This window comes from Bacillus sp. PAMC28748 (assembly GCF_014250415.1).
GTDB lineage: Bacteria > Bacillota > Bacilli > Bacillales > Bacillaceae > Bacillus > Bacillus licheniformis.
On sequence record NZ_CP060192.1, the window covers coordinates 3,167,307 to 3,187,726 of the forward strand.

Below are 20,420 nucleotides of genomic sequence, written 5' to 3' on the forward strand. Positions count from 1 at the left end.
CCGAAGGACCTCATCAATCACCACTTTCTCCCGATTTGCCATGTCAACCTGTTAAGCATTTACCAAACAGGATGAAAAAATTGGTTTGTCCGCACAGCTTACCTGAATACAATAAAAAATAAAGTATTTCTCGGGAAAGCGCAGGTTTCAACAAGACCTGCCCCGTTCTTGTCAAAAAGCATTGGATTGTGCAGTCATGTGGGCGTCTGTCACGGTATAAGCGCGCCATGAATAGGATATAAAGAGAGAATGGTGAGGTGAGTGTGTTGGAAAGGGCTGTTACTTATAAAAACAACGGACAAATCAATATCATATTGAACGGTCAAAAGCAGGTTTTGGCCAATTCAGAGGCTGAAGCCGAATATCAGGCCGCACTGCAAAAAAATGAAGCCAAACACAGCATTCTGAAAGAAATTGAAAGGGAAATGAACACGCTGGTCGGAATGGAGGAAATGAAGCGCAATATCAAGGAAATCTACGCCTGGATTTTCGTTAATAAAAAGCGCGAAGAACAAGGCCTTAAGGCCGGAAAACAGGCGCTTCACATGATGTTCAAAGGAAATCCGGGAACCGGAAAAACGACCGTCGCCAGGCTGATCGGCAGGCTTTTTTACGAAATGAATGTTCTCTCAAAAGGCCATCTGATCGAGGCGGAGCGCGCCGATCTCGTCGGTGAGTACATCGGCCATACGGCGCAAAAAACGAGGGATTTAATCAAAAAAGCGATGGGCGGAATCCTGTTCATCGATGAAGCCTATTCCCTTGCCAGAGGCGGAGAGAAAGACTTCGGCAAGGAGGCAATCGATACATTGGTCAAACATATGGAGGATAAGCGCAACGAATTCATTTTAATCCTCGCCGGATATTCGCGGGAAATGGATCATTTTCTTTCATTAAACCCGGGCCTTCAGTCAAGGTTTCCGATCAGCATCGATTTTCCCGATTACTCAGTCAGCCAGCTGATGGACATTGCAAAACGGATGATGGCGGAAAGGGAATATCAGTTCAGCCCTGAGGCTGAATGGAAGCTGAAAGACCATCTGATGGCCGTCAAAAGTACGGTCAGCCCCGCGAAGTTCAGCAATGGCCGTTTCGTCCGCAACCTGATCGAAAAATCCATCCGGTCGCAGGCGATGAGACTGCTGATGGGAGACTGCTACTTAAAGAATGACTTGATAACCATCAAAAGCCAGGATCTCGACTTGAAGGAAGACGCGCCGCACGTATAATGGCGCGTTCTTTTTTTATTTTCGAGGATTTCTGGCAACCGCTCCCTTCGTTTGTTATGATAGTACTGCTTATTGACTAACGTTAAGAAAGGAACATGATCACTTGAACGAACAGGAAGTCATGAAAGAGAAAGCCATATTAGTCGGATGCCAGCTTCCGCACGTGTCTGATGAGCGTTTTTCATACTCGATGGAAGAGCTCGCCGCGCTGACGAAAACGGCCGACGGAACGGTTGTTTCCACGGTCACGCAGAAGCGGAACCGTGTGGATGCTGCTACATATATCGGAAAAGGAAAAGTAGATGAATTGGCGGTGCTCTGTGAAGAGCTGTCGCCCGATGTTTTAATTTTTAATGATGAATTGTCGCCGAGTCAGCTGAAAGCGCTTGTCACAACGCTTGACGTGAAAATCATCGACCGGACGCAGTTGATCCTTGATATTTTCGCCAAACGCGCGAGGACAAGGGAAGGAAAGCTGCAAATTGAGCTGGCACAGCTGCAATACGCCCTCCCGCGGTTAAGCGGCCAGGGAATCAACCTGTCAAGGCAAGGCGGAGGAATCGGAACAAGAGGTCCAGGGGAGACAAAGCTTGAAACCGACCGGCGCCATATCAGAAACCGGATTCATGAAATCAATGTTCAGCTGTCTACCGTCATTCGCCACAGAAGCAGATACAGAGAAAGAAGAAAGAAAAACGGTGTACTGCAAATCGCGCTTGTCGGCTACACCAATGCAGGGAAATCGACATGGTTTAACAGGCTTACAGACGCCGACAGCTATGAAGAAAACCTTTTGTTCGCCACACTTGACCCGATGACCCGCAAAATGATGCTCCCGAGCGGATACAGCGTGCTGCTCTCGGATACAGTCGGGTTTATTCAGGATCTGCCGACAACTTTGATCGCGGCTTTCAGATCGACGCTCGAAGAGGTGAAAGAAGCCGATCTGATTCTTCATATGATCGATTCTTCTCACGAAGACTACGAGGGCCATGAGGAGACGGTCAAGCGCCTTCTTGAGGAACTTGAAGCAGACGATATTCCTGTTTTAACCGTCTATAACAAAAGAGACCGGAAGCGGCCTGATTTCATCCCTTCTTCAGGGAGAGGGCATATCATGACGAGCGCCAAAATAGACGGAGACTTGCCGCTGTTTAAGCAGGCGGTTGAAGACTATCTGAAAAAGGAGCTGCTCGTTCCGTATGACGTGAGAATTCCCGCTTCAGAAGGAAGGCTGTTGTCGAGAATCAAGTCTGAGACAATGACGAACAGCACCGTTTTTGACGAAGATCGCGAAGCATATGAAGTGGAAGGATATATTCTCCCTGACCAAAACATTTTGGGAGAGCTGAAGAAGTATATGTAGGAAAGGATACTGCAAAACATGTTTGAGACATTAAAACACGGAGATCTACTAAAGAAAACGGCGGTGGAGGCTGAAACCGACATCGCACAGATCCACAAAACAATTGATGAAATCAGTGAACGAAATGAGTGGAGGGTGCTCGAAAGCTACAGAAAGCACAAAGTATCGGACACGCATTTCACACCATCGACAGGCTACGGCTACGATGACATCGGCCGCGATACGCTGGAAAAAATCTATGCCGACGTCTTCGGCGGTGAAGCGGCCCTTGTCAGACCGCAGATCATCTCGGGAACCCATGCAATATCAATTGCTTTATTCGGCGTTCTCCGCCCGGGGGAAGAACTTCTTTACATCACTGGCAAACCGTACGATACCCTCGAAGAGATCGTCGGCGTCAGGGGCGAGGAAAACTCGGGGTCTTTGAAGGATTTCCAGATCGGATACAGCCATGTCGAGCTGACAGAAGAGGGAGCCGTTGATTTTGACCGGGTGGCAGCTTCCATCACGCCGCAGACAAAGGTCGTCGGAATCCAGCGCTCAAAAGGATACGCAGACCGTCCGTCTTTTACAATTGATGAGATTGAGAAGATGATTCGCTTTGTTAAAGAAATAAACGAAAACATCATCGTTTTCGTCGACAACTGCTACGGCGAATTTGTAGAAGAGCGTGAGCCGTGCCATGTTGGAGCGGATCTCATGGCAGGCTCGCTTATTAAAAACCCGGGAGGCGGCCTCGCCAAAACAGGCGGCTATATCACCGGCAAGGAAAAATGGGTGAAAGCCTGCTCCTACAGAATGACTTCACCGGGAATTGGCAGTGAAGCCGGTGCATCGTTGTACACGCTCCAGGAGATGTATCAGGGCTTTTTCCTTGCGCCGCATGTCGTCTCCCAGGCATTAAAAGGAGCAGTGTTCACAGCCCGATTCCTCGAAAAGCTCGGCTTTAGGACGAATCCTTCATGGGGCAGCAAGCGGACCGATTTGATCCAGTCTGTCGAATTTTCCACCCCGGAGCAGATGATCGCGTTTTGCCAGGCGATTCAGTACGCTTCTCCGATCAATGCCCATGTGACGCCGTATCCGAGCTATATGCCGGGCTATGAAGACGATGTCATTATGGCTGCAGGCACTTTCGTACAGGGAGCAAGCATTGAATTATCAGCGGATGGCCCTATAAGACCGCCTTATGTGGCGTATGTCCAAGGCGGATTAACCTACTCCCATGTGAAAAATGCGATATGCAGTGCTGTGGATGCGCTCATGAAGCAGGGATTAATGTAAAGAAAATAAAGAATATTTTCATGTAAAGAATCCTTACATCGAGTTGACACATTATATAACATCACATATAATAAATTTATATAAGAAAAGGAGGAAATTGAGATGAGTGATAAAATTCGCCGCTCAATGCCCTTATTTCCGATAGGTATCGTCATGCAGCTGACTGAACTGTCCGCAAGGCAAATTCGGTATTATGAGGAAAATGGACTGGTATTTCCTGCAAGAAGCGAAGGGAACAGACGTTTATTTTCATTCCATGATGTAGATAAGCTGCTCGAAATTAAAGATTTGATCGAACAAGGTGTAAACATGGCGGGGATCAAACAAATTTTCGCCAAAACAGAAAACGAACAAAAAGAAGACAAACAAGACAAGCCGAAAAAAGCAGAGAAGCACAACTTGTCGGATGAAGAACTGAGAAAACTGCTGAAAAACGAGCTCATCCAAGCAGGCCGTTTCCAAAGAGGGACGACATTCCGCCAGGGAGACATGTCCAGGTTTTTTCATTAATTTGTTAGCAACTGCATTGCTATATACATTTACCTTTTAGAGGAGGAGTTTTACGAATGGCAAAGTATACAAGAGACGACATTGTTAAACTAGTAAATGAGGAGAATGTAAAATATATTCGCCTTCAGTTTACAGACATTCTTGGAACGATTAAAAACGTTGAAATTCCTGTGAGCCAGCTGGAAAAAGCACTTGATAATAAAGTCATGTTCGACGGCTCTTCAATCGAGGGATTCGTCCGCATTGAAGAATCCGATATGTACTTATACCCTGACTTAGATACATTTGTGATTTTCCCATGGACCGCCGAAAAAGGTAAAGTAGCCCGCTTCATCTGCGATATTTATAATCCGGACGGCACGCCGTTTGAAGGTGATCCGCGCAACAACTTAAAACGCATTTTGAAAGAAATGGAAGACATGGGCTTCTCAGATTTCAATCTTGGACCAGAGCCGGAATTCTTCCTGTTCAAGCTAGACGAAAAAGGCGAGCCTACGCTTGAACTGAACGACAAAGGCGGATATTTCGACCTTGCGCCGACTGATCTTGGCGAAAACTGCCGCCGCGACATCGTACTTGAGCTCGAAGAAATGGGCTTTGAAATCGAAGCGTCTCACCACGAAGTTGCACCTGGACAGCACGAAATCGACTTCAAATACGCCGGAGCCATCCGCGCTTGCGATGACATCCAAACGTTCAAGCTCGTTGTTAAAACAATCGCGCGCAAACACGGCCTGCACGCAACATTCATGCCAAAACCGTTGTTCGGCGTAAACGGATCAGGCATGCACTGCAATCTATCACTCTTCCGAAACGGCGCCAACGCCTTCTTTGACAAAGACGCCGATCTTCAGCTGAGTGAAACGGCAAAGCAATTCATCGCCGGCATCGTCAAGCACGCAACAAGCTTTACAGCTGTGACAAACCCGACTGTCAACTCTTACAAGCGCCTTGTTCCAGGCTATGAAGCACCTTGCTATGTGGCATGGAGCGCGCAAAACAGAAGCCCGTTAATCCGCATCCCGGCTTCCCGCGGCATCAGCACGCGCGTAGAAGTCAGAAGCGTAGACCCTTCTGCGAACCCGTACCTTGCCTTGAGCGTACTTCTTGCAGCAGGACTTGACGGCATCAAAAACAAGCTGGAAGCACCGGCTCCGATCGACCGCAACATCTATGTCATGACAAAAGAAGAGCGCCTCGAAAACGGAATCGTCGACCTTCCTGCGACACTCGCAGACGCTCTCGAAGAATTCAAATCAAACGAAGTCATGGTCAAAGCCCTCGGCGACCATCTATTCGAACACTTCGTCGAAGCAAAAGAAATCGAATGGGATATGTTCCGCACACAAGTCCATCCTTGGGAGCGCGAGCAGTATATGTCTCAGTATTAATCTAGGAATCCCTTGGCACCAGCGGTGTCAGGGGGTTTTGAATTTTGGTCAAAAGAATGTAAGGGGTCTTCTTTTTGGTCTTTGACCAAATTATGACCAAAAAAATGTGAAGTTATAATCTAACTCCATAATTGCCTCGTAATCTTTCATTCTATTTTGGTCGCTATTTACTGATATATTTGATGTCAGCACCTGTATTTCAAGAGCAATACCACGTGAAAAGCGTGGTCAGCTTGGAATGCCGCGGCAAAAGTGACCTAATGAACTAAATACTAGGTGGGGTGGACATGTTATTAGGGTGAACAATAAGCTGAGGGAGGAAATATTTGAATGCTTGAATTGGATAGGAATATAAACAAAGTAAACGGCCTTAAAGAAGAGCACGCAAAGGGAATCCTGAAGATTATTTGCGGAAAACTGGATAATCTAAAACACGCGGGTGATCAATATACAGAGAAAGAATTTGTCGAAGATATTCGATCGATAATTGAGAACTTTCCAGAATTAGATAATAAAGAAGAGAATAATGAATAAAAAATCCTTCTTGCAAGAAGGATTTTTTTTATAACCATACCACACCGACGACATATACGATCATATAGTTATAAACAATTTTTAAAACGGGAGGTTTTGAAAAAGCGAAATAGTAATAACTAAAGTTGATAAAGAGCCCAAAGATATCAAAGATACAATTTTTCGGTTGTTTTGCTTTTTTGAAGATTTACTTAGTTCATAAATTAATGCACCCCATAAAAGCATGGATGCCAAAATAATAATACTCATATACGCATAATTCTCCTTTTTATGGTTAACATTGTCATCAATTTTACCACATTTAGGATTGAGATGTCGATGAAATAAGCATCTTTATTTCATTTTAACTCTTATAGATTTGATTTCTTCAGGTCTATTTCATTCTTTTACTGAAGAACAAAACCGTTTATTTTCAACGCGGACATTATATTTCCTTCGAAGTTCTCACTATGAACACTGGCATTCACTTACTCTCTAGTATAGAGTTCCTTATTGAAATGTCTTTATTGCTTTTGTTGTCGAAAATGAAATGGAAACCTTTTATAGCCATAACAGAAAGAGACTATGCAACAAAAAAGGCTAACAAAATGAGGTTGCAAGCTGAGCCTTTTTAGTTTGAAAAAAGTCAGTACAAATGGAAAGAAATCATCCAACTCGCTGCTGTACTTTAAGGTGACAAGTGAATTAAGTGAAAGGAGAGACTGTACGTCAGTTCCAGGAAACGTTGGCTGTTCTGAGAGCAAGGTATTGACGGCTATACGGCCAGAAAGCGGCGGGACCGTCTACTGGTGGTATTTACGGGTCTAAGACAAAAGATTAAAAAAATTAGAAAAGTTAAGTAATACAACAATTTTAACAGAATGAAGTATACGTAGATAAAAATTTTGAAAGAAATCTGTTGAGTTGAATTGGTCTTGAGGAATAAAGAGCTGATTTAAGAGGGAAAGAAACAATACCGCTGAAAAACAACTATTGACATATGTAAGTAAATAGAATAAATTATTGATTGTTAATAAAAAATATTATTTTATCATAACACACAAGTTATAAAAAGTCAATGTTTTTTTTAAAAAAAGATGCTTTTGAAAGGAAGAGAGGTTTATGAACTTATCTCGTTTTTTGAATTCCATTCAATTATCCCCACAATCAAAACCTATGATGGAGCTACTTGAATTAAATGAAAAAACAAAAGAGCATGGCCTGATCTTAACACCCAGCGATATAAAAATGTTAATCGTTTATAGAAATAAAGTGCTTCATGATCATGGACGTATAGAACTGGGGATTGAAGTACTAAAGGAATTAATTGAGGTGTTTGCTGCTTCACCCTATATGGATGAGGATAATTATGTCGAAACGCTAATCGAGCTTCAGGAGATTTTTTATTATCTCAGAAATGAAACAGAAGATAAGATAGGGGACATGAAACTGATTCATCAGATGATGGAGCGTTTTAACGGGCCTTCTGCCGGGTCTTTAGAGATATTAAGAAGTAAAATGGAGGAACTCGCGGAGAGTTTCAGAAGAGATACGATGAGAAGTGAGTCTTTATATAAAGGTGATGAATAACATGGACAAAGAAAACACTTTAAATCGCTATGATTTGGTTTCAAATTTTACGATTGATAAATCAAAGTTAAAGCAAAGCCAATATATGTTGTCGCTTCTAAAAGAAGGCCAAAGTGTTGGAGTTATTACCAGCGAGAAAGCATACAAGATACAGGTAGAGATTATGCAAATTCTGCAACGATTGATAGGCCAGTATACCAAAGGGGAAAGTATGTCGGTGACAACGGAAACGGCGGAAGGGATTATGGTTTCCCTCATGTATGCAATAGATGCTTATGCTCTCCATTTTGAGAAACCTGAAGAGTTTATAGTACATTTACATTCTGATAGTATAAAAAATATATATACAAAAGGTGTCGCATTACTTCACTGTTATTTTGAAGAAGCTAAACAATTATATCAAGACGTAAAAAAAATAAAATTAGATGTGCCTGTTGATGCTTATACTTTAACCATTGACGAATCGTTACCTGTATTTATGAATCATTATAATGTTATTTTTGAAGCTCAAAATACCATGGCGAGCATTGACTATCCTTTAGCCATTGACAACATGGAACTGCAAGGTGTTTTTTATATTAAACAGTATTTAGAGCGACTGCTGATAGAAACGAGATTCTGTCACTTTTTTAACCATCACGATTTAATGTATGTCTTGACAAACTTTGGAAGAATATGTCATTTTAATTATCGCATAGAACTTTTTAATATTTTTGAGTTAATGATAAACAATGCTGTTTTTTCACTCCTATCCGGGGGCGAAGCCAATCAAGTCAGAATTTCTGAAGTTCAATATGACAGGTTAAGTCGCTTGTTAAGTGATTGCCATGCTGATAAAAGGGCAAACTTAATTAACAATGCATTTGATCGGTTACAGCGGGATTTAAAGACGGATCAAACAATTTCTGATTATATCAATTTGTATCGCAATGAATTTATTCAAAGGGTAAATAACGCTGCGGAAATTGATGGCTTCAAAATGTTGATCATCAGAGAAATTGAAGAGAGAGAAAAAACAATAGCGTTAATGTTAAATGAAAATGATCGCATGAGTGATATTGAATTGCGGAAATTGGTGGATTGCATCATGGAACGAAAAAACACAGCAGAAAAAATATTGCTGATCCGCGATCATTTTGTTTCACTACATGATTATTTGGATTTGCTAAATTCGGGGTGTCTGTTTGACGACGAATATGACGCACTTTTTGCTACGTTTGGGAATTTTGAATTGGCCATTTTTGCGAAAATTGTATTTTATGAAGAATTAAGAGGGGGAATTCTCAATTTCATTGACATTGTTGCTGACTGCTCTGAAGCAAAGAGCGAGTGGGAAACATATTATATGAAATTTATTAAACAATTAGAAGATGAGCGCATTGCAACTATTGGACACCTGATCAACGATATTGACTATGAGGAGATTTCGTTTTATTAAGTTAAAGACGTTATTATAAGTTCTTTTAAAAAGAAGAGTCTAAAGAAAGACGAAGATAAATAACAGCACTCGATTAAATGCAATCTCATCCCGCTAAGGAAAGTTTTTTCAATACAACTTAAAAGCTTAAAGTAACTCTACTCCAATTTGCTTAGTGAATTTTACTTTTATTCTCTTTTCTTCTCCAATACTTATAACCATGAAATCTTCAACTTTCTTAATGCTAGTTATGTTTTGAAAAACACCTGTAAATACTAAGAAATCTTTATAGGTTATATCCAGGCTACAAGTTAGTTGATAAACATCCAGCGTTAAAATTAACTTGAAGTTTTGATTATCTTTAAAAGTATAAATCAATTCGCCGGCCTCTGGATCATCAGCTATACTGACCGGCTCGCTCTCAAAAAGTTCCAGTAAATCATATTCATTATATTTTATAAACATCCAACTGACTCCTTAAAATTATAGTGATATTAATGAAGTTAAAAAAACGCAGATCTTTAAAGATTTCGATCATTACTGTGCAATAAGAATTTCTGTTTTTCAATCGTTGCAACTTCAAAAGCTATTCCTCTCGGTATTGTTGTGTCACTTGAGGAAAGAATCATGCATGGAAGGGAAAAGAAGGCTGAGTATTTGTTCAATTCTATAAGGAAATAGCAGTATAATCATACCTCTTTAAAGGGAACAAAATGATGAATACATCTACTACGATGGTCGTCCTGGTGAAATCAGGCTAGAGCCGTCCGGTGCATCCGAAAAAAACTCCGGAAAGAGAGGGACACTTAACAAAGTATGAATAGTGAAATAGACAAATGTATATTTTGTGAAATAGTTAGTCGGAAAATTTCAAGTTTTGAGGTTTATAAAACTGACTATGTGACAGCATTTCTTGATATAAATCCTGTTACAAATGGCCATACATTAATCATACCAAATAAGCATATTGAAAGACTGGATCATATAAACGATCCCCATCTATCTAATGAAATAATGAATTCTTTAATTAAAGTTCCTCAATTATTAATTCAGTCAGGTATTTGTGATGACTACACGATACTCTCAGACAACGGTCACTTTGCTCAGCAAGATATTAAACACCTGCATTTTCATGTCATACCGAGACATATGAATGAAAAGTTTGAATTCAAATTAAACACCGACTTTACTGCAGCTAAGAAGAGTAACTTATTTTCGATATGGAAAAAGATTGTAGGGAGATGATGAGAAAAGATCGTACCAGAACTTTAAAAGTGGAAAGATGAGTTGATCTTTTGTTTTAGTGCGGGTTTTGCTGAATTCATCATTTCGGCCTCAGAAATTCTTTCCTTTGTTGTATAATGGTAACCATGATTATTAATCATGGTTGCAAGGGAGTAAATTATGTTATTAATAGCTTTTGTATTCGCGTATTTTATCAAGCAGCCGATATTAAGTTTTGGGACACTTTTTCTTTTCATCTACGGATTTAGATTTTCTTCTAAAGGCATTAATGCTGAAAAATGCGATTATTATATTAATCAATATAGACTTATATTTTGCTTCGTCATACCTTTCCTTAATTTTTATATGTATTGGTCAACGATAGGAGGTAATGCAGGATTCGGGTTTACGTTTAGCCCGCTTACCCTCATGCAAAAGCTGTCTTTCTTGTCACAAGTTATTTTGATATTCTTACCAGAAATTCGCAAATTTTTATCTCGAAAAAACTTCATTCATATTGATGAAAAGAAGCAAAAATTAGCATCGGTTTTGTATCCAATTGCTTTAATCCTAACAATTTGTATGGCATATTGTTAAGGATCTTAAGCAATGGCCTTTACTCTACATGAAAGTTGCATCCACTATACTTTGAAGGGGGCTATTGATGAATTTCGATCCGGAAAAACTAAGGAAATTTCTTAATTGCGCGTCAAACCCGTCAAGCCCAAAGAATACAAAGATTAAAAATTACTGTGTGAATCAAGAATGCCAGGAGTTTGTAGCCTTTGATATTGATTTTGAAAATGTAGACATCGCTCTGCGTATTGCCGGCATGTTGGGGAAATCCGCCACGAAATTTACGATAAATCATTTTCTTTTCCCTGGTACGAACAAAATAGATTATATTCAATTTATAATTTTTGAAATTAATGATTCAGAACTATTAGCATTTTTAGAGCAACTATAACAGCATTCTTGTTTGAATGCAGTTCTCTGGGTGAAAATAAAGCAGGGATCTCCCCCATAAGCCGCAGCAATCATAATTGTCTTAGATATTTGGTGTTGCGAACAGTCCCTTTGCAAGACAGCTTCGCGGGTTCATCAGGCTCAGCCGATTAGATGGCCAATGGTCTGTGTGAAAGGCCTTGGCAGAACTGCCTTCAAAAAAAAACACCATTATACCAATCAGGAGGGCAAAAAGTGTTTTTTGCAAAGATCATCGATCGTTTAGCCTTATATGATTTGCACAGAAAAAGAAGTAAAGATGAACATTTTTCCGCTTTTTCATTGAATCCGATTGACAGAGACGAATTTTATAAAGCAAAAGCGGCTGATGTCGCCATTATGCTTTATGAATCAAGAAAAAACCATTTGGCCGGACATTTCAGCTATGAATCTTTAATTCCATCCGGGGACCCTGTCAACGATGCTTTAAAAGGCGAGGTTTTTTTAAATAAAAATGATATAGATCAGCCTAATGTTATTTTTGTGCACGGCTGGCGAATGGATTCATACGACAGAATAAAAAAGATATTTCATGATCGTATTATGAACGAATTAGGCTGGAACTTGTATTACTATTCTCTTCCATATCATTTTGAAAGAGAGCCGGAACATTCGCTTTACAGCGGAGAATTGATGATAAGCGCGAATTTGAATCGTACGGTTGATTCGACGAGACAAGCTATCGTCGATTTACGGGCTCTTATTCATTGGATCAAAGCAAATAAAAACGGCCCTGTTATTATAGTGGGCGTCAGTTTAGGCGGGTGGATGACAAATTTACTGGCTACCCTTGAGACTCAAATCGACATAGTGGTATCGATATTTTATGCTAATCGTCTTTCTTATGCGATATGGAATACCATCCCGGGTAAATTCATAAGAGAAGAATTAGAACAGCACGGTGTGACATATGAGGATTTAAAAACATATTGGGAAATCACAGATCCCAGCCAAGCTGCGCCGAAAATTAACAAAGATAACATTTTGCTGATTTCCGCCGTGCATGACCAATATGTTCACTTAGAGGATGCTGATAAGTTGTGGGAAAGCTGGGGGAAACCCGAAAGACATCTCTACAACTGCGGCCATGCCGGAATTGTTCTTTGTCGCAAAAAACTGGCATTAGATACAATTTCTTTCATCCGAAAAAAATTAAAGCAGCTTCATAAGTAATTTCAATTTATTAATAAGCGGGCAATTTCCAGAATGCTAAATCATTATATAGGAGGCTTTTTATGTACTTTGTTTCCGGATTTGTTTCAGTTTTGCTTGGTCTCGTCATGCTATTTACCTTACGGTTGTTATCTGTTGCTATTCCTCATGTTATAACTGATGCAGCTGGCAATGATGAAGCTTCAGCTTATTTTCAATCCTCTGTATTATTTTATCCTGTGCTGCTGCTTATTTTAGGCGTAGTCTTGATTATCGTTCATTTGCGAACAAATGATAAGGAAAAGGATTCATTCAAAGGCGAGTAAAAAATGGCTAATCCGGAATATTGGGCCAAAGTGAGCGGAGTGGTGAGACAGTTTGTTTCGATCTAAACATAATATCCCAAAAGTGAAATTTGATTATAAGTTCACATCTGATGAATCAGATATCCCAATGAAAATGAGAAAAGGCCCTTCAGTAGCAATGAGAGTAGAGGGAGAACTTGAAATCAAAATAAATGAAATTACATATTTTAAAGAAAATATCGCCTTATTGGAATTTTATGTTTCTTTAAATGAGTGGATTAAAAAGAACAAGAAAAAAAACAAAGTTACGGAGTATAGATATTACACAATGGAGTATGAAAAGGGCGAACCCATTATTTCATTGATACCATTTGATTATAAGGCTCGACTAACGACCATTTGGGAAACTCAACAATTATATAATGTATTCGACCTTGATTACATCACCGAACAAATGGAAATTTCACGCAAAAAACTTGGACGTGATATTGAACATCATTATAGGATTTCATTGAAAAGCTTTGTTGGTAAGATCCCATTAAGAAAATATTGATTTATCCTAAAGGCTAAAAACACCTTATCTGCGATGTGAAAATGAAATGCATATTCTAAAAGAAGCGGGTATATCAATGGCTATGAACGGAGAATCACAACACCATTGATATGGAAGCATCCAAAAAAGGAGAATAAAACAATGAACTTTTGGCACAAGCGCTTTCAAGATGAGAACTATGTGTATGGAACTGAACCGAATGCGTTTTTGGCAGATTCGCAGAAAAAACTTCAATTGTCGGGCGATGCTTTAGCCATCGCAGAAGGCGAGGGGCGCAATGCGGTTTTTTTAGCAGAACAAGGGATGAACGTCACTTCATGGGATTATGCCGAATCTGGACTGAAAAAGACGCAAAAGCTTGCTGAAACCCGTCATGTATCAGTAAAGACGGAGCTTGTTGATTTAAATGAAGCGTCTTGGAATCAAGATCAGTGGGACGAGATTGTATGTATTTTTGGACATTTTCCAGAAGAGCTGCGCCGAAAAACGCTTCTGGGAGTAAAAAAAGCCGTGAAGCCCGGGGGCTTTTTCGTAACGGAAGTGTATTCGACGCACCAAATCCCTTACAAAAGCGGCGGGCCGCAGGATCCAGAACTTTTATATACACCGGAAGAATTTTTGCAAATCTTTTCAGATTGGCGTACTGTCCACTTTTTTATGGGAGAAGTCGTTCGTCATGAAGGAGATTCGCACAACGGCCTGTCCCACGTCATTCAATTTATTGGGCAAAAGCAATAAATACTGCCTGGGAAATCTGATTTTAAAAAGGCGCCGTTCACGGCGCTTTTTTTTGCGTAACCTTTTCACCCTCATTACTACTAATGTAGTGAAAGCGGGGGAAACGATGAAAAACAATATTAGACTCAAGCGGCTGCTGATGATCAGCGCAATTTTGCTTTTAATCGTCGGGGGATATGTCAGTGCAATGATCTTTGGAAAGAAAGTGGTGTATGAAGGAACGGGAGAAAGCGGTCTGTGGCATGCTTCGATTGAGAAATCGGATAAAACGTCAATCGGGCCTAATTATTTTTTGAATTTATATTGGAATGGCACGGAAGAAGATGCGAAAAGAACGATCGTGAAAACAATCACCTTATACATAGATGGCAAAAAGTATGATGACAGAGGAGAATACGATCTTTCCGAGTATACGGGAGAGGAAATGGATGGCGGAGGCCATATGGAAGATCATATCGCGACTTTTGATTTTATGCCTGAAGAGGATGTTATCGGGCATGCATTATCAGTTAAAGTGGAATGGAAAACCGGAGATGAAGAAAACGCGGAAACAATGAAATTAAACAAGATTCCGTGGTATAAATGAAACGACGATCACTGAATAGGGAAGTGATTTAAAATGAACGATATTGAGATCAGAAGGCCGCGAATTGACGACGTTGAAGAGCTGAATCAGTTTTTCAGAATTGTGGTCGAGGATACCTTCGCTAAAGAGGGAATAGCCGATCTGCTCGATGATAAAGAAAGTGAAATTGAAAGTAAGAGGCAATACTTGAAAGCAGATTTAGACAGCAAGGGGAATAGCCGGCACTTTTTTATCGCTTCAGATCAACGTCTGAATAAAATCATCGGTACTATCGAATATGGCCCTGCAAGCGAATTGATCAGCATTTGTACGGATGGAGCTTTAAAGGATTTATATGAGGTAGGAACGGTATTTGTCCACCCGGATTATCAAAGACGCGGAATCGGGACTTTGCTGTTGAACGTCATGTTTTTGACTTTTTTGAATCAGGGAGTAAATGAATTTTGTTTGGACAGCGGCTATCCCGGTGCCCAGAGAATATGGAAGAAGAAATTCGGCGAGCCTGACTATGTGCTGAAAGATTATTGGGGGAAGGGATACGATCATATGATTTGGAGGAGACGGACGAAGGATATGCCGATTGATACAAGAACATCAGTCATGCCGTAGGTGCTGCCCATAGAGGGATCACGAACAAAACCATCCTTTATATTCCATATATGTGTTAACCATAAAAAGAACTTTTCTTGAATTTATTTTTAAATAAATTGTTAAAGTTAAAAAAGTCCTATAAACTATAATGGAATCTTAATTTTAGGATGTGGGAGATATGTTCAACGAAAGAGAAGCGTTGCGTTTGAGACTTGAACAGCTAGGTGATGCGGAGATCCAGGTGATGCGGGAATTGCGAAAAGAACGAGAGGGCATTTATTCGAAGCTGCGTGAATTGGATCGGGAGAGTGAGCCTGCAATTAACAAAAAATCTTCATTAATCGACTTGGCAAGCGCTGCAGCAGAGGAATTAAAACAATCCCAGCATGCCGCTGACAAACATCCGCCTATCAAGACCCCATCTCATACTATTTTCCAATCAAAAACAACCATACAGCGTGAGGCTGCCATAAACATTTTAAGCCGCTATGAAGAGGGCTTGAAAGGCATTAAGCTCAAAACTGAAATCGAGAAAGAAACCGGCTTTCCGATTAAAAACATGACGACATTTATGAAGAGCTTAATGAAACATCGCCCAGATATTAAAAAGCCTGCCCGCGGCCATTATATTTTGCATAAAGAAAAAGACCTTTGAGGTTTTCGTCATTATTCCAGATTCATATTGTCATAAATCAGAGCGGAATCTTTAAAAATTGAAACCAAACAGCACCTATATCGTATATTTAGCTAAAACTAATGCAAGGGTGTTCTACATGTTGGATAAAAAGAAATACTTCATGATTATGGTACCGGCTTTAATTTTAGGGTTTTTATTTCAATTTTTTGTTCCCTCAGAACAAAGGTACTTGGGGATTGTGTTTATTTTAGCAGGCGGGGTGATTTATTATCTTTGGGTGCATATCGAAAAGGACAAACAGAAAGATTGAGCTCATCCTTTGAGTTGGAATCCACTAAAAAAACGTCTGTTAAGACGTTTTTTTAGTGATATCCATTGTTAGCCAACCTGCTGGGCGGCAACCGACTGAGCCGGTAAACAAATGCTCAAACAGCCGTTTCTCCCAGATTTTATCGATCTTTTAACTTTAAGGCGTAAGCTTTGAACTGTTAAGAGCTTTGATGCTTAAGCTTTAAACGCTGAACGCTGAGCTTTGAGCTTTTATCTCAATATGGGCACAGCGTCTCTTTGGCTGTGCTGATGATATAAAAGGAGGGAGTAACCTTTCCCTCGGAAGGTGTTTAGTTTGATCGGTTTTCGGTTGACTAACAATCGGCCGTCAATCGATGGTGATTTTGGTGAGTGTATTGCTCTCGGACAATGCAAAGTCAACTTCCATTTCAAAGTCCTCGATCTTTTTTGATAAGCAATCGATCTTCTCTTTTAGATTCAGCGGATCGATGATTTTTGCTTCATTTTCTGCGAGGAAAGATTTGACGATTTCCTGGTTTTCAGCCGCTTTTACTTTGCCGTCTTTTCCGAAAAGTGTCTCGAGATGCTTGTCCAGTCTTTCCGTTACTTTTTGATTGACGTTCTCGGCTTCGCCGACTAAATCAGCGTACACTTCCTTCAGTTTATCCAAAAGCTGAATGTCGTAGCTGATAGAGGTTTTTCTTTCGATGGCTTCAGCTACGGTCATCTTGACTCCGGCCACTTCGATTTTGGTCGTCGCGTTGGATACAACAATGGCAGACTTAATGGCATTTCGCCTTTTGATTAAGGCTTCGATTGATTGGTAATCGGCTTTCGCTCTGGATTCCAAGTCTTCGGTTGTCCGAAATCCGTTTGGCAGTTTTTTTCCGATCATCAAGCCTCCGAATGTGGCTTCATTTACGGCCCGCTTGATTCTTTTATCCAACATTTTGAGTTCGCTTAGTGCTCTGGTGATCGTAAGTTCCATTCTATAGCCCCTTTGTGTTTTTTATATTGAAAAGGTAAAATGCCTTTATTTACTCATAAGAGTAATCATTATATCATATTTATTTTCCAAGTGTTATATTTTGAGTATATATTTTCATATTGTATAATAGTCCAAAAAGATTAATAGAAATCTATAGGAGGTCTAACCGTTTGCGATTTCATTGTTACGATGAACATTGCATTTCCCTTGAAGCAGAACAGGGAGATCAGCAAAAAATTTAATATGCTCGACAATGAGGTCTGGTATCAAAATATCGCCAACCGACTGGGAACCTTTCAGTAAGGCGCTTTATCGCGCAATCGGATGCTGAAAGGATCTTAAACGGTCATGAAGAAACCAGTAAGTTCCGGATTGAATGACAAGAGCTTTTAGCAAAAGAAAAGCTATGCTGAGTACTTTCCTTAATTCCTATTGTTTGTCTTTGTTCGTTTCACTGCAAAACATACAGCGAGGACGGCTGCGATAAGGGAGGCAGCTCCGCATGCCAGCTTGATCAGCGGTTTCAACAATATCAACTCCATCTGTTTCGGTATATGTGTAAATTATAAAAGGGATTCATATCCAAAGACAGCTTATGATTAAGATTTTAAAGAAATTTTAAGGAAATAAGTCCTGTGCCGACCGGTTGACAATGAAAAGCCGATCATCTAAAATGAATGATAGTCATTCATTTTTAGGGAGGTCTGCATATGTCAAAGCAAACGTCCGGGAAATATGAAAAGATTTTGCAGGCGGCCATTGAAGTCATTTCTGAAAAAGGGCTTGATAAGGCGTCGATTTCAGATATCGTGAAAAAGGCGGGTACTGCGCAAGGCACTTTTTATCTTTATTTCTCATCCAAAAATGCGCTGATTCCAGCGATCGCGGAAAATCTTCTGACACATTCTTTGGACCATATTAAGAGCAAGGTCGACGGAACCATGTCTTTCTGGACCGCCTTGGATATCATGATCGATGAGACGTTCAACATGACGGAACTTCATCAGGATATTATCGTTCTTTGCTACTCAGGTCTTGCCTTTGACCATTCGATGGAAAAATGGGAGGCAATCTATCAGCCTTATTATTCCTGGCTTGAAGGACTTATTGAAAAAGCAGTTGAGAAAAACGAGGTCATTCCGGACATTAATGTGCGCTGGACGGCCCGAACGATTATCAACTTTGTCGAAAACACAGCGGAACGTTATTACATCGGGGCGGAAAACGACGAAGAGCTCAGTGTGTTCAAAAAAGAAATATTTACTTTTCTGAAGAGAAGCATAGGAACCAAGTAAAAAATGACCGGCTGCAGCTGTTCATTTTTTATCGGACTAAAAATGACTGACGTTCATTCACAATAGGAAGGGTGTTATCATTGAGTTGGCTCCTCGTAATTGCTGCGGGTTTTTTGGAAGTGGTGTGGGCCTCAGGTCTTAAACATGCGGATTCATTCGTCGATTGGCTGATGATCTTTGTACTGATCGCGGTAAGCTTTATTATGCTGATACGATCTTACAGGAACATTCCGATGGCGTCGGCTTATACCGTATTTGTCGGGATCGGAACGGCCGGCACATATGTGACGGGTATTTTTATGGGCGAGACCTTTTCAGGAGGGCAAATATTCTTTTTGATCGTGCTGTTGGGAGGCATTATTGGCATGAAGATGTTTACAAAAGAGAACAATGCCCAGTCAGGAGGTGATGAATGATGCCATGGATGTTTTTAGTGATTTCCGGAATCGAAGAGGTTATTGCCGCCATCGCTATGAAATATGTAGACGGCACAAGAAAAAAATGGCCGATTATCGTCATGGTGTTGGGGTTTGGCTTGTCTTTTTTCTGCCTTTCAAAAGCAATGCAGATGCTATCAGCCGGTGTTGCATATGCCGTATGGACCGGAATCGGCAGCATCGGCATTACGGCAGTCAGTATATTTTGGTTTAAGGAGCGTATTCGTGCTCCGCAGCTCATCTCGCTTGGCTTTATTATAATCGGGGTGATCGGCCTGCGCCTTACATCATCTTAAATTTTAATTTGCATTGGAGGTTGCTGATATGATTAATCAGCTTAAATTGCGTCCGCTTGAAAGAGAAGACCTTCCGTTTGTCCACCGTCTTAACAACGATGCGAAAATTATGTCATATTGGTTTGAAGAACCGTACGAGACTTTTGTTGAGCTGCAGGATTTATTTGACAAACACATTCACGACCAAAGCGAGCGGCGCTTTATCATAGAGAAAGAGACTGAGATGATCGGATTGGTAGAGCTGGTCGAAATTGATTATATTCACAGGCGAAATCATAATTGATCCCGAGCATCAAGGGAACGGTTATTCGTCAAGCGCAACATATTTGGCAATGAACTACGCATTTTCCGTCTTGAACTTGCACAAATTGTATTTGATCGTCGACGAAGATAATGCAAAAGCGATTCACTTGTATAAAAAGGCAGGGTTCACTATCGAGAGCGAGCTGCAGGATGAATTTTTCGTCGACGGCTATTATCGTAACGCCATTAGAATGTGCATTTTTCAGGATGAGTTTTTATCACTTAAAAAAAGCAAAGAGGAAGGCATGCAGGGATAAATAAAAGAGATGGCGGCGCCATCTCCTGCATGCTTTTTTAATTTTTCACACCTAATTGCTCTTTGGCTTTGGCGGGAATATCGTCTTTGTCAACCTCTTCCCATGACTTCACGCCTTTGTTTTCAGAATAGAAAAGCCTCAAAAACGCGCCTATGCGAAGGTTTTTATCAGCTGTGAATTCCATTGTTTTTTCTTGACCGTCTTCATCAAAACCGGCCAGTTCATATTTGAAGACGGAGTATTCCTCGCCGTCGTCAAATTTCGACGTGTCTTCCTCCCCGTTTCCAGTAATGTGAACATAATATTCGTCCGTCCCCACACGGTTTAAGTTACATCCGCTTAAAAATGCGGCAAATATGATCATCAGGCTGATCCATGGAATATGGTTTTTCACTTTTTCTCCTCATTTATGTTTCTGTCTAAAATGATAAGATTCATTGTCTGATAAAAAAATTGAATAAC

At 40.5% G+C, this 20,420-nt stretch carries 24 protein-coding genes and 1 pseudogene; 22 read left to right on the forward strand and 3 right to left on the reverse strand.

Annotated elements, in window-relative coordinates; genetic code table 11:
- Window positions 1-263: 263 nt before the first annotated feature.
- The 8 genes from spoVK to H7F26_RS16305 all read left to right on the forward strand — a co-directional run bounded on the left by spoVK (window position 264) and on the right by H7F26_RS16305 (window position 9,321).
- On the forward strand, window positions 264-1,229 hold the full coding sequence (spoVK, locus tag H7F26_RS16270) for a stage V sporulation protein K (RefSeq protein ID WP_003182136.1): 966 nt from the start codon (window positions 264-266) through the stop codon (window positions 1,227-1,229).
- Between the two features lie 103 nt (window positions 1,230-1,332).
- Window positions 1,333-2,595 carry a GTPase HflX gene (gene hflX, locus H7F26_RS16275; RefSeq protein ID WP_003182138.1) on the forward strand — a complete coding sequence of 421 codons (1,263 nt, stop codon included), beginning with the start codon at window positions 1,333-1,335 and terminating at the stop codon, window positions 2,593-2,595.
- A gap of 18 nt (window positions 2,596-2,613) precedes the next feature.
- Entirely contained in the window at window positions 2,614-3,879 is a 1,266-nt protein-coding gene (locus H7F26_RS16280) for a methionine gamma-lyase family protein (RefSeq protein ID WP_003182139.1), read from the forward strand.
- 102 nt (window positions 3,880-3,981) lie between these two features.
- A complete protein-coding gene (locus H7F26_RS16285; protein ID WP_003182143.1) occupies window positions 3,982-4,389 on the forward strand; it encodes a MerR family transcriptional regulator in 408 nt (135 codons plus the stop codon).
- Window positions 4,390-4,445: 56 nt separating this feature from the next.
- Window positions 4,446-5,780 (forward strand): type I glutamate--ammonia ligase, encoded by a 1,335-nt coding sequence (gene glnA / locus H7F26_RS16290; protein ID WP_003182145.1) that lies wholly within the window; start codon window positions 4,446-4,448, stop codon window positions 5,778-5,780.
- Window positions 5,781-6,110: 330 nt separating this feature from the next.
- Window positions 6,111-6,314: a hypothetical protein gene (locus H7F26_RS16295; RefSeq protein ID WP_003182148.1), complete on the forward strand. Its 204-nt coding sequence runs from the start codon at window positions 6,111-6,113 to the stop codon at window positions 6,312-6,314.
- Window positions 6,315-7,415: 1,101 nt separating this feature from the next.
- Entirely contained in the window at window positions 7,416-7,883 is a 468-nt protein-coding gene (locus H7F26_RS16300; protein WP_021837493.1) for a DUF6323 family protein, read from the forward strand.
- 1 nt (window position 7,884) lies between these two features.
- Entirely contained in the window at window positions 7,885-9,321 is a 1,437-nt protein-coding gene (locus H7F26_RS16305; RefSeq protein ID WP_021837494.1) for a DUF6179 domain-containing protein, read from the forward strand.
- A gap of 126 nt (window positions 9,322-9,447) precedes the next feature.
- Here the strand turns inward: H7F26_RS16305 and H7F26_RS16310 are convergent, their stop codons facing one another.
- On the reverse strand, window positions 9,448-9,765 hold the full coding sequence (locus tag H7F26_RS16310) for a hypothetical protein (protein WP_003182156.1): 318 nt from the start codon (window positions 9,763-9,765) through the stop codon (window positions 9,448-9,450).
- Between the two features lie 351 nt (window positions 9,766-10,116).
- Here H7F26_RS16310 and H7F26_RS16315 point away from each other — a divergent pair, with 351 nt between their 5' ends.
- The 10 genes from H7F26_RS16315 to H7F26_RS16360 all read left to right on the forward strand — a co-directional run bounded on the left by H7F26_RS16315 (window position 10,117) and on the right by H7F26_RS16360 (window position 16,401).
- The gene (locus tag H7F26_RS16315) at window positions 10,117-10,545 is read left to right on the forward strand and encodes an HIT domain-containing protein (protein ID WP_080623984.1); all 429 of its coding nucleotides are present in this window, start codon (window positions 10,117-10,119) and stop codon (window positions 10,543-10,545) included.
- A 643-nt stretch (window positions 10,546-11,188) separates the two neighbouring features.
- The gene (locus tag H7F26_RS16320) at window positions 11,189-11,491 is read left to right on the forward strand and encodes a hypothetical protein (RefSeq protein ID WP_003182160.1); all 303 of its coding nucleotides are present in this window, start codon (window positions 11,189-11,191) and stop codon (window positions 11,489-11,491) included.
- Between the two features lie 233 nt (window positions 11,492-11,724).
- Entirely contained in the window at window positions 11,725-12,702 is a 978-nt protein-coding gene (locus H7F26_RS16325) for an alpha/beta hydrolase (protein WP_003182162.1), read from the forward strand.
- Between the two features lie 62 nt (window positions 12,703-12,764).
- Window positions 12,765-13,007, forward strand: coding sequence for a hypothetical protein (locus H7F26_RS16330; RefSeq protein ID WP_003182164.1), 243 nt, complete (start codon window positions 12,765-12,767; stop codon window positions 13,005-13,007).
- 127 nt (window positions 13,008-13,134) lie between these two features.
- Window positions 13,135-13,539 (forward strand): DUF7878 domain-containing protein, encoded by a 405-nt coding sequence (locus tag H7F26_RS16335; RefSeq protein WP_223307095.1) that lies wholly within the window; start codon window positions 13,135-13,137, stop codon window positions 13,537-13,539.
- Window positions 13,540-13,680: 141 nt separating this feature from the next.
- Window positions 13,681-14,277 carry an SAM-dependent methyltransferase gene (locus tag H7F26_RS16340; RefSeq protein ID WP_003182167.1) on the forward strand — a complete coding sequence of 199 codons (597 nt, stop codon included), beginning with the start codon at window positions 13,681-13,683 and terminating at the stop codon, window positions 14,275-14,277.
- Between the two features lie 106 nt (window positions 14,278-14,383).
- Window positions 14,384-14,863 (forward strand): YdhH/YoaO family protein, encoded by a 480-nt coding sequence (locus tag H7F26_RS16345; RefSeq protein WP_003182169.1) that lies wholly within the window; start codon window positions 14,384-14,386, stop codon window positions 14,861-14,863.
- Window positions 14,864-14,896: 33 nt separating this feature from the next.
- Window positions 14,897-15,472, forward strand: a complete 576-nt coding sequence (locus H7F26_RS16350; protein WP_003182172.1) for a GNAT family N-acetyltransferase — start codon at window positions 14,897-14,899, stop codon at window positions 15,470-15,472.
- A gap of 160 nt (window positions 15,473-15,632) precedes the next feature.
- Window positions 15,633-16,109 carry a Rok-like winged helix domain-containing protein gene (locus tag H7F26_RS16355; protein WP_003182174.1) on the forward strand — a complete coding sequence of 159 codons (477 nt, stop codon included), beginning with the start codon at window positions 15,633-15,635 and terminating at the stop codon, window positions 16,107-16,109.
- 118 nt (window positions 16,110-16,227) lie between these two features.
- Entirely contained in the window at window positions 16,228-16,401 is a 174-nt protein-coding gene (locus H7F26_RS16360; RefSeq protein ID WP_003182176.1) for a hypothetical protein, read from the forward strand.
- A gap of 348 nt (window positions 16,402-16,749) precedes the next feature.
- On the opposite strand, the gene H7F26_RS16365 is transcribed toward H7F26_RS16360, so the two are convergent.
- Complete coding sequence (locus tag H7F26_RS16365; protein ID WP_003182178.1) at window positions 16,750-17,370, reverse strand: hypothetical protein; 621 nt, start codon at window positions 17,368-17,370, stop codon at window positions 16,750-16,752.
- A gap of 710 nt (window positions 17,371-18,080) precedes the next feature.
- On the opposite strand from H7F26_RS16365, the gene H7F26_RS16370 reads away from it, so the two are divergent.
- The 4 genes and pseudogenes from H7F26_RS16370 to speG all read left to right on the forward strand — a co-directional run bounded on the left by H7F26_RS16370 (window position 18,081) and on the right by speG (window position 19,958).
- Entirely contained in the window at window positions 18,081-18,665 is a 585-nt protein-coding gene (locus H7F26_RS16370) for a TetR/AcrR family transcriptional regulator (RefSeq protein WP_003182180.1), read from the forward strand.
- An 80-nt stretch (window positions 18,666-18,745) separates the two neighbouring features.
- The gene (locus H7F26_RS16375) at window positions 18,746-19,081 is read left to right on the forward strand and encodes a DMT family transporter (RefSeq protein WP_011198004.1); all 336 of its coding nucleotides are present in this window, start codon (window positions 18,746-18,748) and stop codon (window positions 19,079-19,081) included.
- Window positions 19,081-19,398: a DMT family transporter gene (locus H7F26_RS16380; protein WP_025807834.1), complete on the forward strand. Its 318-nt coding sequence runs from the start codon at window positions 19,081-19,083 to the stop codon at window positions 19,396-19,398. Before H7F26_RS16375 ends, H7F26_RS16380 begins: the two co-directional genes overlap by 1 nt.
- 28 nt (window positions 19,399-19,426) lie before the next feature.
- Window positions 19,427-19,958 (forward strand): annotated as a pseudogene (speG, locus tag H7F26_RS16385) (spermidine N1-acetyltransferase).
- Window positions 19,959-19,995: 37 nt separating this feature from the next.
- On the opposite strand, the gene H7F26_RS16390 reads toward speG, so the two are convergent.
- Window positions 19,996-20,322, reverse strand: coding sequence for a YxeA family protein (locus H7F26_RS16390; RefSeq protein ID WP_206696990.1), 327 nt, complete (start codon window positions 20,320-20,322; stop codon window positions 19,996-19,998).
- Window positions 20,323-20,420: the final 98 nt, after the last annotated feature.